This is a genomic window from Rothia sp. 27098_8_29 (genome assembly GCF_041432785.1).
Taxonomy (GTDB): Bacteria; Actinomycetota; Actinomycetes; order Actinomycetales; family Micrococcaceae; genus Rothia; species Rothia mucilaginosa.
In genome coordinates, this window is the sequence record NZ_JAPWAI010000008.1 from 1 (window position 1) to 15,048 (window position 15,048).

The 15,048-nt window shown below is 56.7% G+C and carries 13 protein-coding genes; 6 read left to right on the forward strand and 7 right to left on the reverse strand.

Features of this window, described 5'->3' with window-relative positions:
* The first annotated feature begins 185 nt into the window (after nt 1-185).
* Nucleotides 186-722 carry a GTPase gene (locus O3649_RS08435; protein ID WP_371573761.1) on the forward strand — a complete coding sequence of 179 codons (537 nt, stop codon included), beginning with the start codon at nt 186-188 and terminating at the stop codon, nt 720-722.
* A gap of 356 nt (nt 723-1,078) precedes the next feature.
* The gene (locus O3649_RS08440; RefSeq protein ID WP_371573763.1) at nt 1,079-2,221 is read left to right on the forward strand and encodes a D-mannonate dehydratase; all 1,143 of its coding nucleotides are present in this window, start codon (nt 1,079-1,081) and stop codon (nt 2,219-2,221) included.
* Between the two features lie 24 nt (nt 2,222-2,245).
* On the opposite strand, the gene O3649_RS08445 is transcribed toward O3649_RS08440, so the two are convergent.
* Nucleotides 2,246-2,878, reverse strand: coding sequence for a LysE/ArgO family amino acid transporter (locus tag O3649_RS08445; RefSeq protein ID WP_070616220.1), 633 nt, complete (start codon nt 2,876-2,878; stop codon nt 2,246-2,248).
* 208 nt (nt 2,879-3,086) lie between these two features.
* Between O3649_RS08445 and O3649_RS08450 the strand changes: the two genes are divergently transcribed.
* Entirely contained in the window at nt 3,087-4,004 is a 918-nt protein-coding gene (locus O3649_RS08450) for a LysR family transcriptional regulator ArgP (RefSeq protein WP_070616219.1), read from the forward strand.
* A gap of 199 nt (nt 4,005-4,203) precedes the next feature.
* Here O3649_RS08450 and O3649_RS08455 read toward each other — a convergent pair whose 3' ends face one another.
* The gene (locus O3649_RS08455; RefSeq protein WP_005507388.1) at nt 4,204-4,518 is read right to left on the reverse strand and encodes a cell division protein CrgA; all 315 of its coding nucleotides are present in this window, start codon (nt 4,516-4,518) and stop codon (nt 4,204-4,206) included.
* A 158-nt stretch (nt 4,519-4,676) separates the two neighbouring features.
* On the opposite strand from O3649_RS08455, the gene O3649_RS08460 reads away from it, so the two are divergent.
* From O3649_RS08460 to O3649_RS08470, 3 genes are read left to right on the forward strand one after another with little or no spacing between them, the layout of a single operon-like run.
* Nucleotides 4,677-5,426, forward strand: a complete 750-nt coding sequence (locus O3649_RS08460) for a class E sortase (RefSeq protein WP_005508087.1) — start codon at nt 4,677-4,679, stop codon at nt 5,424-5,426.
* A 19-nt stretch (nt 5,427-5,445) separates the two neighbouring features.
* Complete coding sequence (locus O3649_RS08465) at nt 5,446-5,607, forward strand: hypothetical protein (protein ID WP_005508086.1); 162 nt, start codon at nt 5,446-5,448, stop codon at nt 5,605-5,607.
* A 15-nt stretch (nt 5,608-5,622) separates the two neighbouring features.
* On the forward strand, nt 5,623-6,255 hold the full coding sequence (locus tag O3649_RS08470) for an aminodeoxychorismate/anthranilate synthase component II (RefSeq protein ID WP_070616218.1): 633 nt from the start codon (nt 5,623-5,625) through the stop codon (nt 6,253-6,255).
* A 196-nt stretch (nt 6,256-6,451) separates the two neighbouring features.
* On the opposite strand, the gene pknB is transcribed toward O3649_RS08470, so the two are convergent.
* Genes pknB through O3649_RS08495 form a run of 5 tightly spaced genes read right to left on the reverse strand, consistent with a single transcriptional unit; the run spans nt 6,452 to nt 15,046 of the window.
* On the reverse strand, nt 6,452-8,590 hold the full coding sequence (gene pknB / locus O3649_RS08475; RefSeq protein ID WP_296546762.1) for a Stk1 family PASTA domain-containing Ser/Thr kinase: 2,139 nt from the start codon (nt 8,588-8,590) through the stop codon (nt 6,452-6,454).
* Nucleotides 8,591-8,637: 47 nt separating this feature from the next.
* On the reverse strand, nt 8,638-10,395 hold the full coding sequence (locus tag O3649_RS08480; protein ID WP_049341959.1) for a protein kinase: 1,758 nt from the start codon (nt 10,393-10,395) through the stop codon (nt 8,638-8,640).
* Nucleotides 10,392-11,831, reverse strand: a complete 1,440-nt coding sequence (locus tag O3649_RS08485; RefSeq protein ID WP_371573766.1) for a peptidoglycan D,D-transpeptidase FtsI family protein — start codon at nt 11,829-11,831, stop codon at nt 10,392-10,394. The genes O3649_RS08480 and O3649_RS08485 overlap by 4 nt, the downstream gene beginning before the upstream one ends.
* Nucleotides 11,824-13,284, reverse strand: a complete 1,461-nt coding sequence (locus O3649_RS08490) for an FtsW/RodA/SpoVE family cell cycle protein (RefSeq protein ID WP_005507381.1) — start codon at nt 13,282-13,284, stop codon at nt 11,824-11,826. Before O3649_RS08490 ends, O3649_RS08485 begins: the two co-directional genes overlap by 8 nt.
* Nucleotides 13,277-15,046 carry a PP2C family serine/threonine-protein phosphatase gene (locus O3649_RS08495; protein ID WP_371573768.1) on the reverse strand — a complete coding sequence of 590 codons (1,770 nt, stop codon included), beginning with the start codon at nt 15,044-15,046 and terminating at the stop codon, nt 13,277-13,279. Before O3649_RS08495 ends, O3649_RS08490 begins: the two co-directional genes overlap by 8 nt.
* Nucleotides 15,047-15,048 lie beyond the last annotated feature (2 nt).

The following is a 15,048-nucleotide window of genomic DNA, read 5'->3' on the forward strand; positions in this document are numbered from 1 at the left end:
ATAGGCAATAAAAAGAGCCCGCTTGCGCGGGTTCTTTTGCTTTAACAGCTAAAGCTGGAAAGGGGCAGACCCATACGGGTCTGCCCCCTTTTTTGTGCCCTCAGACCCCTGTCTATGAAGCTTTGTCTACAAGGAGAATGCTCTTCACAGACACACTGGGATAGAGTAGAACCATGCACTACCCCATGTTTTCCCACGCACCAGAGCCAGTCGATCAGCAGCGCCAACACAACGGTGAAGAACGAACGGTAGCACTCTACGTAGAGAGCACACTGGAGCCTCACGAAACCTGGGCGGCACTGACCGAATACATTCACCTCTGGTGGCCCAGGCAGCTCCTACAGAGCGAGGAAAGCCATATCGACCTCTCCACCGAGCTACTGCTCGAAGAGACCGCAGACGGGGATATTATTCCTGTCGCACGCATTATCCAATGCGAGAACGAAGACGTCCTCACCATCGCACCCTACCCGGGTACACACCTGGGGCGGCTCATGGGCGTAGCTGAAGAATCAGAAGAAAGCCTGAGCTTCATCCTGGATGCTCTAGCCCCGGAGACTGCAGAAGGACCGTTATCCCTGCTCGAAATCAGTAGCGGTACCTACACGGGTCGTGAGGACGAGGAGCTGGGCATCTACGAGGAACAGGAAGAAGCAGCTGCCCTCCTTATGGGTGCCTACAGCCGCTTTATCGGAGCTGAACTCCAGCGAGAAGAACTATAGGAACTCATCGGTAAAAGAGGGTTCTCAACCATGTAGAGTGGTATGTCATGAGCACACAGGACCAGAACACCCCGCAGCAGAAGGAAGCACGCCCCATCTAGACACGGCTGCGCGCTAAAGCCACTGCAGAAGCGGTGCAACCTCAGCATTACACCAGGCCTCAGCATTACTCCAGGGCTGACATGCTGAAACAGAGCAATGTCTGGTTCCGTAAACAGAGTGTGCCCCTCATTATTCCTGCCCGTCAACGTGCTCTCGATGCGTTCCCACGCTCTGTACCGTGGATCCTGTGGGCTGGCATCATGCATATCTGCTATATCTTCCTGCGCAACCTTCTCCTCTTCGTAATGGAGGACGTGAAAGGTTCCCTACCGAACTACATCAAAGCTCTCACAAGCGATAGTGCCCTCAGCAAAGAAGTACTCCCAGTGCTCGTACTCGGCGGGATTTTCCTCGTTATGCCGGTTATCTCCGGTGTGTTCATTACTCTTGCCCACGTGCTGATGGTCCGTACCCCGCGGTGGGTTCAAATCACCACGGGTATTCTTACCGTACTTTTTGCCGGAATGCTCTTTACCGCCGGTGTCTTTGCATCCAGCACCCTCGACGGCCTCGACTTCGTCTACGACGGTTCCCAAGTATTCCCGCTCATCGTTGTGGGCATCTACCTTGCCATCTTCCTCGGCGTAGACACTATCCTAGGGTGGTCCCTCAAACACGCCATCCACCAGCTCGCCTCCCTGCCGCCCATGATTGCGAAAGTACTACCCGTACTCATGGTCTCCGTGCTCTTTATCTTCGTGAATGCAGACCTCTGGAAGCTCGCCAACGGACTCAGCTTCCCGCGCACCTGGGCGGTTCTGGGCCTCATGGGGCTACTCGCCGTGTTCGTGGTCGTCACAACCTCCCTGGAGCGCACAGCGCGCCTGCTGGGGCGCTACAGAGGCGACGACATCGCACGTTTTAGCAACAACGACTACGAGCACGCCGCAGCCCTCGAAGGCGGAATCTGGAACACCGCCCAAGACTGGGTTGAAGAGCAGAAAATCCTTGAACACCGACCCCTCAAAATCGCGCCCTGGAGCAACCTCATCATCATCCCCATGATCGGTCAGATTATTCAGGCGACCCTCTTCATGCTGCTCGTCTTCGGATTCTTCATGGGATTCTCATCCATCGCCATTAGCGACACCACCATCGAATCCTGGATGAGTATCAAACCCGAACACCTCAAAATCCTCGGCGTAGACACCAACATCAACGCCGTCGTCATCAAGGTGTCCATGATCGTTGCCGTGTTCTCCGGGCTCAGCTTCGTTGCAACCACCAGTAGCGATGAAAAATACGCCCGAAGCTTCCTCAAGCCCATGATTGAGCGGATCAAGCACATCCTGATCATTCGCGATATCTACCTGGGCCTACTCATCATGCCCAAAAACGAAGTGCTCATACCCCTCGAAGAGGAGAAGAGCACTGAAAAAGAGACTGACAAAGTATAAAGAGGCAAGTCAGGGGGATAAAAGCTAGTGAGTCGACAGGTTCATCGTCAGCAGGTTGAACACCAGGTACGCCATCAGAAGAGCAGTCGCACCATCCAAAACACGCCACGCTGAAGGGCGTGCAAAGAGCGGACGCAACAGGCGCGAACCATAGCCCAGCATCAAAAACCAGATTAAGCTACCGCAGCAGCACCCCAGGTAGTACCACCAACGGCCAGGATCGCCCTGGGCATTCGCCAGCGAACCCAAAAGAATAGTCGTATCTAACCACGCCAGCGGATTCAAATACGTCACCGCCGCCGTGGTCAGCAGAGCCGCCTTCAACGATTGAGAATCACCCTCCGCATCATCAACCACAATCGAGTGCGGAGTAAACACGCGGCGGCCAGCCTTAAAACCAAACCACGCCAAAAACGCCGCACCCACATAACGGAACACCTCAATAAACCACGGCGCCGCATCCAACAGGGCACCCAGACCCACAACGCCCAAACCAATCATCAGAGCATCCGACAGAATGCAGAAAATAATAATCGGGGTAATGTGCCGACCCAAAATACCCTGACGCAGCACAAAAGTTCCCTGGGCGCCAATAGCCGCTACCAAAGAAATCGTGGTGGTAGCACCCAGAAACAGCAGGGAGAGGGATGCGGACATCGTGAAACTTTCTATGTTGATCAAATGGGGTATGAACCCGCGTACGCAGTGGCGGGTAGCGGCTCTCTTACTACCAGCTTGCCAGGCAAAGGCCTGTGACGCAGGGATAAAGCCTGCGTTAGCTGAAGTGTGAAGTGCCAGAGACGAGAATACGGGAAAAAAGACCCTAAATCTATCTAAATATTTTCACACTGCGTAAGATATTCTTATGACACGTTTCAGTACCGACCAGCTCACCACCTTCGCCACCGTCATCGAATACGGTACCTTCGACGCAGCGGCAGATATCCTGCGAGTGAGCCCCTCCGCCATCTCCCAGCGCATCAAAGCCATGGAACAGATCGCCGGAAAAGTCCTGGTACGCCGAAGCAACCCCGTCACCCCCACCGACGCCGGACAAAGCGTACTGCGCATCGCCCGACAGAGCGAATTCCTGCAGCAAGAAATGGAACGCGAACTCATGGGCGCCGGCGGCTTCCAGAGTGTCTCCGTTGCCGTCAACGCCGACTCACTCGCCACCTGGTTCCTCGACGCAGTAGGAACCCTCAGCCGCGAAGACAGTATCTTCTGCGACCTGCGACGAGAAGGCGAATTCCACTCCTCCGCCATGCTCCGATCTGGAGAAGTCATGGCAGTCATCACCTCCAAACCCGAAAAAATCCCCGGATGCTCCGTCGAAACCCTCGGCGTGGCACGCTACTGGTGCGTTGCCACCCCCGACTACGTACAGCGGTACCTGCCCGGCTGGCCCAAGACTATGAGTCGCGAAGAGCTCAACCGTGCCCCCGTCGTCGAATACGATCGTAAAGACTTTGTGCAGGATGTGGCACGAGCCCTCATTGAAAAAGAGGTAGGTCTAGAGGCTGAAGAAACCTTCATCCAAAGCCCCACCATCTACATTCCCTCATCTCCGGACTATGCGCGAGCCGTCAGTTCCGGTATTGCCTGGGGTCTCATTCCTGAGGCGCAATGCGCCGAAGAGCTCGAAAGCGGGCATCTCGTGAAGCTTGCCGCAATACCGGTAGAATTCCCCCTCTACTGGCAGCGGTGGAACATCAACTCGCCCGTTATGGAGACCGTAACCCGCCGCGTCCACGAAGCGGCGCGAGGCGACCTGATCTACTAAAGGGTTCATTGAGCCAAGATCCTGAGATTAACTAAAATTGTTAAAAATATATGTCTGACTAGACTATATTCTTATATAAGAATATAAGAACTGGGTAATAAAACCCTATAACACCCCACCACACATAGAGAGGCGGCCGCCCCACACGGGACGGCCGCCTCTCTATAAGCTCTAACGCCTAAGTCATAACGCCTAAACTCTAGCGCCAGCGAGTCATCATCAGCATGCTCACCATCATGGCGCCCACACCAACACTCACATTCCACATACCCAAATCAGGAATCGGGAACAGGCCCTGCGTAATGTAGAAAACAATAATCCACAGAATGCCCACCGCTAACAGCGAGAACATAATCACGCGGTACCACAACGGAGTCTGCTCCTTCAGCTGCGTGCCGCTCTCCATCTCACGAGCAATCTCACGCAGACGCAGCTCGCTCGCATCCTCCACCTCAGACTTAGCAGACTTCTGAGACTTCTTCTTGGACGATGCCTTAGCCGAGTTGGTCGACATACTTCCTCCGCTTATTGTTGTATGGGTAACCTAAAAATATATGTTCACACCTATCTTTGCAGACTTACGGGATGATTTCACCTTCTCCGTGCGTTGAAAGATAAGGAACGCCACCCGGCGCCCAAGAACATACCAACCCAAAGGACAAAGGAGAACGCATGAGCCAAGGAACGGCACCCACCGCAGAGCGCCGCCCCCGCACCGTGCTGCACTGGATTATCCAGATTACAGGCGAACTCCTTATCACCGTCGGCCTCCTGCTATTGCTCTTCGTCGCATGGCAGCTCTGGTGGACCAACATCGACGCCGACCGCACCCAATCCCAAGCCGTCAGCACCCTCGTTCAGGAATTCGACTCCAACCCCGCCGAACCCCTCCCCGACTGGGACCCCAACACCCCTCCCGCAGGTCTGAGCGAACCCGGCCACGGTGAAGTCTTCGGCGTCGTCTACATCCCCAAGTTCGGATCCGACTACCAGCGCCCCGCCACCCAGGGCACCAGCTCCGACGTGCTCGACTCCCTCGGACTCGGCCACTACGAAGGAAGCGCCATGCCCGGACAGGTCGGCAACTTCTCCCTCGCAGGCCACCGCCAAACCCGCGGTAAAGTCCTCAACGATATCGACCTGCTCACCGAAGGCGACCACATCTACGTGCGCACCAAAGACGGCTACTACACCTACACCGTCTACAGCCACGAAATCGTGCAGCCCGACCAGGTAGAAGTCATCGAACCCGTCCCCGGACAGCCCGGCGTAGCACCCACCGAGCGCCTCCTGACGCTCACCACCTGCCACCCGCGCTACGGTGACACCGAACGATACATTGTCCACGCCCGCCTCGAATCCTGGCGGCCCGCCGCAGCCGGAGCACCCGCAGAGATTGCCGCCTCCGTAGCAGGATCCTAAATCAGAGAGGAAAAGCAAGATGTACGCATGGATTTTCCGCCACCTCCCCGGCCCCCTGTGGGTTCGCATCATCATCGCCATCGCGCTGATACTCGCCGTAGTCTACCTGCTCATGGAATTCGTCTTCCCCCACTTCGCAGAGTACGGCCCCTTCAACCTGAACGTCACCATCAACCATTAGCGCTAAGGACGTGCCATGACCCGCATCCTTGTCATCGACAACTACGACAGCTTCGTCTTCACCCTCGTCGGCTACATCCAGCAGCTCGGCGCTGAAACCACCGTCATCCGTAACGACGAATACGAACTCGACGAAGTTATCAAGCTCGCCGAAGAACACGACGGCGTGCTCGTCTCTCCCGGCCCCGGCGCTCCCGCAGAAGCAGGCGTCATCATCGACACCATCCGCTGGGCTGCCGAAGCGAAGAAGCCGCTACTGGGTGTCTGCCTCGGCCACCAGGCCATCGCGGAAGCATTCGGCGGCACCGTCACCCACGCCCCCGAGCTGATGCACGGCAAGACCTCCCGCCTCGTGCACGAGAACGTCTCCGTGTTCAAGGACGTGCCCTGCCCCTTCACCGCGACCCGCTACCACTCCCTGGCGGTCGTACCCGAAACCATGCCCGACGTCCTGGAAACCACCTCCACCACCGACAACGGCATCATCATGGGCCTGCGCCACCGCGAAGCCCCCATGCACGGCGTGCAGTTCCACCCCGAATCGGTCCTGACCGAAAGCGGATACCTCATGCTCGGCAACTGGCTCGAAGAAACCGGCCTGCAGGGAGCCGCAGAACGCGCTAAGAGCCTCTCACCCCTCATGGCTTAGTAAACTTTAGCTTGGGCCGCCATCAATGGCTTATATCGCCTCCAGAAGCCCCGTAGCAGGTATGCTACAGGGAAACTGGAGGCGATAGCTATATCTGGACCCCTAGCTACGAGCAAGCCCAGATACACAAAAAGGGGCGACGCCCCACACCCAATGGTGTAGAGCGCCGCCCCTTTTTGCTAGCCGCTAGAACCCCTTAGCGGGCGTTAGCGTTTGCGTTGTTCGCATTGGTATTCGCGTTAGTACCCTGAATCGTACGGGTACCCGCAGTAGCGGACGCAGCCGGTGCCGGAGTAGCCGTAGCGGTAGAACGCTGCTGGTTACCAGTAGTAGCGTTCTGGTTACCGGTCGACGCCGCAGGCTGAGTAGCCTGCTGGTTAGCCGCGGTAGAACGTTGCTGGTTACCAGTAGTAGCGTTCTGGTTACCGGTTGCTGCCGCAGGCTGAGTAGCCGCAGTAGTCGGAGCGGTCGTCTGAGTCGGAGTAGCAGCCACACGGATCGTCACAGTGCTGTTCTGAGCCACCAGAGTACCCGCCGCAGAGCTCTGCGAAAGCACAGTGCCCGCAGGACGCTCGTTAGTCTGAACAGTCTCGATGTTGGTGTTCAGCAGAACATCCTGAGCGGTCAGAGCAGCAATCGCCTGATCCTTAGTCAGACCCACCAGCGAGGGGACCTTCACCTTACCGGAAGACAGGACAATGTTCACGGTGCTACCAGCCTCAACGGTCTGAGCGCCCTTATCGTCGGTCGAGCCCTTCTCCGGGGACAGCTCCACAACCATACCCGCAGGAACGGAAGCGCTCTCCACGGTGGATACGCGACCATCTACCAGACCCAGGTCCTTCAGAGCGTTACGGACATACGCCTCACTCTGACCCTGCAGGTTATCCGGCAGCTTGACCTTCTCCGGACCGCTCGAAACGGTCACAGTCACGGTCGAACCCTTGTTAACCTTCGAACCAACACCAGGCTCAACGCTAATCACGTCGCCCTTCTTGATGTTGTCAGAGTAAGCCGTACGGTAATCCAGCACGAAGCCCAGGTTACGCAGCTGGTTATCGGCATCATCGCGGGAAACATTCACCACAGCCGGAACCGAAACCTGCGGAACCTCATTGAGCTTGTTCTGATAGTACAGAACCGAGCCGACACTGAAAACCAGCAGAGCAGCAATCAAAGTGCCCACGAGGAAGCGAACCCACGCACGCTTACGCGGTGAAGACTCATCGTACTCCGCGTACTCCTCAACGTCGTACAGCTCCTCATCGTCTTCATACTCGAAGAAACCGTTAAGGCCGCCGTCCTCCACCGAGGCCTCAGTAATCGAGGTGGTGTACGGGGCGTAATCCTCACCCAGAGAAGCGGTAGTCGCCGAAGGCACAAACGCAGTAGTCATCGCTGCATCCTGAACCACGGTCTCTTCACCCGGGCGAACAACCGACACCAGAGCCTGAGCGAACTCAGCCGCGCTCTGATAACGCTCATCCGGGTTCTTCGCCAGACCCTTCAGAATCACAGCATCCAGACCAGCAGGAACCTCAAGCGGGGTGAACTTGCTCGGAGGCTCAGGAGTGTCAGAGAGGTGCTTAGCCGCCAGATCAACATTCGACTCAGCATCGAACGGAGAACGACCAGCAATCATCTCGTAAATCACGCAAGCAGCAGAGTACAGATCGCTACGGGCGTCAACATCCTTGCCGCTCACCTGCTCAGGGGACATGTAGCGTGCGCTACCCATCACCACATTAGCCTTGGTCAGCGCCTCGCCAGCTTCCTCAATGGCACGGGAAATACCGAAATCCATGACCTTAATCTGGCCCGGCTGACCCTTAGCGATATCCTCACTGGTACGGTCCAGCACCATAATATTCGCCGGCTTAATATCGCGGTGAATAATGCCCATCGAATGGCTGTACTGCAAAGCACCCAGCAGCTGCTCGGAATAACCCAAAGCATCACGGACCGGCAGGTGGCCGCCACGGGACAGAATGGAACGCAGAGTATGACCCTCCACGTACTCCATCACGATATAAGGAATAGCGGTGCCCTCTTCCGAAGAATCAGACTCCTTGCCATCCTGCGAGGGGTTATACGAACCGGTGTCATAGACAGCAACAATCGCAGGATTGTTCAGAGACGCCACAGCCTCCGCCTCACGCTTAAAGCGTGCGCGGAACGTATCGTCCTGGGCCTGCTCCGGGCGCAGAATCTTAAGCGCAACCTTGCGGCCGAGGCGAGTATCCTCAGCAGCATAAACGGTTGCCATCGCACCGGTACCGATTACCTCGAGTACCTTGTAACGGTTATCAACCGTGTCGGGAACCGACAGGTCCATAAGTTCTCCTGGATTACTAAGACTAAAACTAAATCAAAATGTAGGGGCTAACGCGCCGACGCGGAAGCGGAAGCAGAAGCCGACGCAGACGGTGCAGCAGAAGCGCTCGCACTCGAACCCCTACCCGAACTGGAAGAGGCCACATACATGTCTACATTACTACCAACCGTGACCTTGGTGCCAGATGAGGGGGTAGTACGAAGCACCGTACCGGGGGCCGCAGTGTCCGAATTCTCATAATGCAGAGAAACGTTCACACCCAGAGCGGCAACAGCCTTCGACGCCTCATCAACGTTCTTACCCTCAAGGTTCGACGGCAAAGTTACCGACTTCGGACCGGTCGAATAGCGAACAGTCACGCTATTACCCTGCTCCAAAGTACCCGTCGGAGAAACCGAAATCACCGTGTTCTCCGGCTGAGTCGACTCAACACCCTCAGTCTTGGGGGACAAGCCAAGGTTCTTCAGCTCGTTCACCGCATCCTGCAGCTCGCGACCCTCATAGTTAATCGCGTTGACGGTCACCTTCTGCTTAGCGGCACGGGCAGAAGCAGACTCAGCCGGCTCCACCGTCGAAACGGTACCCGTGTTCGTCGGAGCAACAGACGAAGAAGCGCTCGGAGCCGGATCAGACGAATCGCCACCATTATTAGAGGAAAGGACCGTCCAAATACCGCCGGCAATCAGCACGATTGCCAGAAGCAGAGCAACCCACATCCACACGTTCGAGCCACGCTTCGCTGCAGGAGCAGGAGTAGCCTTCACACGACCTGAAACCGGACGCATCGTCTGCGCACTCGTGCGAGGAATCGGCGCCGTCGTCGGCTCCGGCGAGAAACGACCACCAGAACCGAAACGCGGAGTAGCAGAAGCACTAATCGGCTCAGCCGCAACATCCATAGCGGTCATCGCGACAGTAGCGTCGTCAGCGTTCTCCTCAGCCAAGAACTGAGCCAAAGAAGGAACAGCCTTCACCGCAGCCTTCAGGTCGCGGCGACGAATCGCATCCACCGCAGACGCCAGAGCGGTCGCATCCTTAGGACGCTGAGCCGGGTCCTTAGCCAGCAGGCACATAATCAGCGCACGAGCAGGAGCCGGAATAGTCTCCGGAAGCGGCGGCGGCGGATCATTCACCTGAGCCAACGCAATCGCAATCTGCGACTCACCCGTAAACGGACGACGACCCACCAGGCACTCATAACCAATAATGCCCAACGAGTACATATCCGACGAGGCGGTAGCCGCCTGACCGGTCGCCTGCTCCGGCGCCAGGTACTGGGCGGTACCCATCACCTGGCCGGTAGCCGTCAACGGCACCTGGTTAGCCAGACGAGCAATACCGAAATCGGTCACCTTCACACGGTCATCCGGAGTGATGATGAGGTTACCCGGCTTCACGTCACGATGCACCAGACCCTGCGAATGAGCCGCAGCCAACGCGCGAGCGGTCTGAGCAATGAAGTTCAGAATACGATCGGGTGGCAAGGTAGTCTCATGCTCGATGATGCTCGAGAGCGGATTACCCGGCACCAGCTCCATGACCAGGTACGCGGAGTTATCCTCCTCGCCGTAGTCGAAAACATTCGCTACGCCAGGGTGGTTCAACAGCGCCGTATTACGGGCCTCAGCGCGGAAACGCTCCAAGAAGCCCGGGTCACCGGTGTACTCCTCCTTGAGGATCTTGACCGCAACGATGCGCCCAAGCACCTTGTCGCGAGCTTTCCACACCTCGCCCATACCGCCAATCGCGATACGTTCGGTTAGGGTGTAGCGCCCGCCCAAAGTGATATCAGCCGCAGGCCTCACTTGTTCAACACCGCCTCAAAGAGTTGCTTACTAGTACTGGTTGCCAACTGGGCACCGGTCGCCACGTCAATATCCTCATAAACCACAGCAATCGCAATCTGAGGATCATCAGCCGGCGCGAAACCGGTAAACCAAGAATTATTCAAACCTGCCGTGGTCTCCGCGGTACCGGTTTTACCCGCCACCTTCACACCGGAGACACCAGCATTACGTGCAATACCATTATCAACCGCATTCACCATCCACTGCTTCACCTGGTTGGCAATTTCAGGGCTAGTGGACGTACGCAGCTTCTCAGGAGAGAACTCCTGCAAAGTGCTCAGGTTGCTGGTCTTCACCGAACGAATCAGGTTCGGCTTCATCTGCACGCCGCCATTTGCAATCGCTGCAGAAGTCATCGCCACCTGCAGCGGAGTGGTCTTCACGTCGTACTGACCAATCGCCGACTGGGCCAGCTGGCTCTGCGTCAGATTCGACGGGAAAGACGACTTAGAAACCGTCAAAGGAATCTTCAAATCCTGGCCGTAACCAAAATTCTCAGCGGTCTTCGCGATACGCTCCTGACCCAAATCCATCGCAATCTGCGCAAACGGCGTATTACAGGACTGAGCCAAAGCCCACTCAATCGTCGCCTGAGTGCGGGTCGAACACTGACCGCCCGTATAGTTCGGCAGGCTGATGTTCGTGCCCGGCAGCGGCAACTGCGCGGGGTTCGCAATGACCGAAGATGCGTTGTACTTGCCGGACTCCAGCGCCGCCACCGCATCAATAATCTTGAAGGTCGAACCCGGCGAATAGGTGTTACCCGCAATCGCACGGTTAAACAGGGGGCTGTCCTCGTCAGAAGTCAGCGCCTGATAATTCGCCAACACCGAAGAGCTCGTATGAGACGACAGAAGATTCGGATCATAGGACGGCGAAGAAGCCATCGCCAGAATCTCACCGGTCTTCGGGTTCAACGCCACCACAGCACCCTTACGGCCCTGCAGAGCGTTGTAGGCAATATCCTGAAGCTTCGAATTGATCGTCAGCTCCATGCTGGCGCCCTGTGCGGAAGAACCGCTAAACAGCTGCGCCACACGGTCGTAGAACTGGCTATCGCTCGTACCTGCAAGCTCCTTATCCATAGCAGCTTCCAAACCGGTCGCGCCATAAATCGTGGAGAAGTAACCCGTCAGAGCCGCATACTTGAGCGGGTGGTTATACACACGCTGGTAGTTGTACTCATCATCGGACTTCACCGACGAAGCAATCTCCGTACCATCAACCACGATTGAGCCACGTGCCGAACCGTAATTATCGTAGAGAGCTCGGGAATTCCACTGATTATTCATCAGAGTCTTCGAATCGAAGAACTGAATATAGCTGAGGGTGCCCATCAGCAGGACAAACACGCACGCGGCAGACATCCACATGCGGCGAATAGCCCTATCCATTCTTCTCACCTCCAGAATCCTTAGCCGTAATACGCGCCAGAACGCTAGTAGCACCCTCCGGCTCGTAGCTAGTGTCCGCATGGTCAATACCCTGCGGAGCATCATAACCAGCCACCAGGTGAGGTGCGCGGGCACTATGAGAAATAGACAACCACAGCGCCACAATAATCCAGTTAGCCACCAACGAGGAGCCACCGGCAGACATGAAAGGAGTCGTCAGACCAGTCAGCGGAATCAAACGAGTCACGCCGCCAATCACCACGAACAGCTGCAGAACCATGACCGTAGACAGGCCGGCAGCCAATAGCTTGCCGAAACCATCACGAGTACCCAATGCCGCACGGTAACCGCGCGAAACCAGAAGCATGAACATCATCAGGATGGCACCCAGACCCACCAGGCCCAGCTCCTCACCCAACGAGGAAATAATCATGTCCGAATTAGCGTACGGGACGAGGTTCGCGCGGCCCTGGCCCCAACCGCGGCCAAAAAGACCGCCGTAAGCCAGACCGAAAACGCCCTGCAGAATCTGACCCGAACCGCCAGGAGACGCCTGGTAAATCTCCGGATCAAAAGCATGCACCCACGCATAAATACGGGCGTGCACGTGCGAGACATAGTGGTACGCGAAATAGCCACCCACAGCCATACCGATACCCGCAACCACCAGCCACGAAATACGACCGGTCGACAGGTACAGCATCGCCATGAATAGACCAAAGAACATAATTGCCGAACCAAGGTCCTTCTGGAACACCAGAACACCCAGGCTCACAATCCACGCCAAGAACACCGGCGCCAAATCACGTAGACGCGGCAGATTAATAGGGCCGATGCGGCGGCCAGCCACCAGAATCAGGTCACGGTGTGTCGCCAAATAGCCGGCGAAGAAAATCGCCAAAGTAATCTTCGCGACCTCACCCGGCTGGAACGTGCGGTTACCGATATGAATCCAAATACGAGCACCATTGAGCTCCATACCCAGACCCGGAACCAGCGGCATGATGAGCAGAATCATCGACAGCACCAGGGAGGTGTACGTGACCTTACGCAGCAGGCGGTAATCCCTGAGCACGAACACGATAATCGCGCACAGCACCATCGACACGCCGGTCCACATCAGCTGACCGTCACCCACTGGAGCCGCAATCTGCGGATCCAGGCGATAAATCATGGTCAAACCAATGCCGTTCAGAGCCACCACCAGCGGCAGAATAAACGGATCAGCATAACGCGCACGGAACTGCATGACCAGGTGAATAAGAAGAGCACCGGCACCCAGCACCACCGTGCACGGCAGCCACTGGCTCTTCGACGTATCAAAAGCATGCTCCGGATCAATCAGGTACATGCCGAACGAGCTGATACCTACCGCCAAAACCAGCAGGAAAAGCTCCGTGAAACGGCGTGCACGAGGCGCATCCGACTCACGACGGAACGAGAACTTAGCCATTGTTCTCACCGCCTACCGCAGCAGGAGCCTCCGAAGAAGCCGGCTCAGGAGCCGGGGATGCCGAATCAGAGCTCGGTGCCCCAGAGCTTGGAGCCTCACTGGGCGCCACAGAGCTCGGGGAAGCAGAAGCCGATGCCGAGGCAGACGCAGAAGCTGCAGCCTGCTCAGCCTTCTCACGAGACTGATCTGCCTGAGTCTTCAAACGAGTCACAATCTGGTGCGCATCATCCAGGTCCTTCGCCGTAATCGCATTACGCAACAAAGAACGCGTATGATCGCTCAACTCACTCGTAGGAATATCGGTATTCTCCACCACGTGAGAAAGACGAATCGGACCCAACGCATGCGGAATACCGTTGTACACCGCAACCGTGCCGTCACTCTCACCCACATAGTAGCTACGCTCCACATAGCGCAGACCGGTCCACGCAGCCAGCGTCACAATAGCTGCAACCAGTAGAGTAATGAACAGGCGAATCGACCACGACCGCGGACGCGAACGCTCAACAGTATCCTCAGCGATCAGCTCCTCCAGCTCAGCCGGCAAGGTCGCCTCATCAGACTCAACCTTCAAAGGCACACGCTGAGCCACCGTCGCACGATGCTCCAGGGTACGCGAAGTCACCGCCGGAATCATGCCGGTCTCAGTAGCCACCGAAGCGGCACCAACCAGCTGATGCGGGCGGGAACCCAATTCGCTACGCAAGATCGCAGCATTCGTAAGAGCCGCATCCACGGCGTTATCGTACGTACCGATATGGTGACGCACTGCCCCAGAACCACTGTGCAACAGGGTTCCAGAGAAGTCACGAGCACGACGGAAACGGCGCAACGACCGACGATGAGGCTCCTCAGAGTCCTCATCATGGTGCGCACCCAAAATAGCCTCAGCAGCCTCAGCCGTAGCAGCAACCTCGGGAAGCTTCTGAGTATTCGTGCTGACCTCCTGCTCCGCCACAATCGAATCAGGCAGAGCAGACTCAGGCAGGCTCGAAGGACCCACCGGCTCATCCACCGGCAGAACCTCACGGTCAATCACCTGCAGGGACACAACCGTCACGTTATCCGGAGCGCCACGCTCCAAAGTCATCGCAATCAGAGTGTCAGCAATCTCAGATAGGTCATCGGTAGAACGCATCACCTGCTCAATCTCCGATAGGGACACCACAGCATCCAAACCGTCAGAAGAGAGCACCCAGCGCTCGCCGGGAACAGCGTCCAGAGTCTTCAACTCCAGCTCAGGGGACGCGTCAACGTCACCCAGAACGCGCATAATCACGTTCTTATGCGGGTGGTTCTCCGCCTCCTGCGGAGTAATACGACCCTCATTGAGCAGACGCTGCACAAACGTATGGTCAGTAGAAATCTGCTCAAACTCACCATCAGCACCCGGGCGCAGACGATACGCACGCGAGTCACCAATATGAGCCAGCTCAATACAATCGCCATCAATCAGCAGGGCAGTACAGGTCGTACCCATACCCGCCAGCTGCGGGTCATTCGCCGCCAGCTCATTAATAATCAGGTTCGCACTCTGAATCTCATCAGCCAGATAAACGCCGCCAGTACCATCCTCAAAATCAGGGTGATCAAGCGGAGTCAGATTCAGAACCGTCGTAGCCGACGCGACATCGCCGCCTACGTGGCCGCCCATACCGTCAGCAACGACAGCAAGGAAACGACCACCGTAGCCGGAGTCATCATTCTTCGAGCGTTTCAGACCCGTATCAGAGCGGGCCTCAAAACGAAAAGCAATCTTCATAC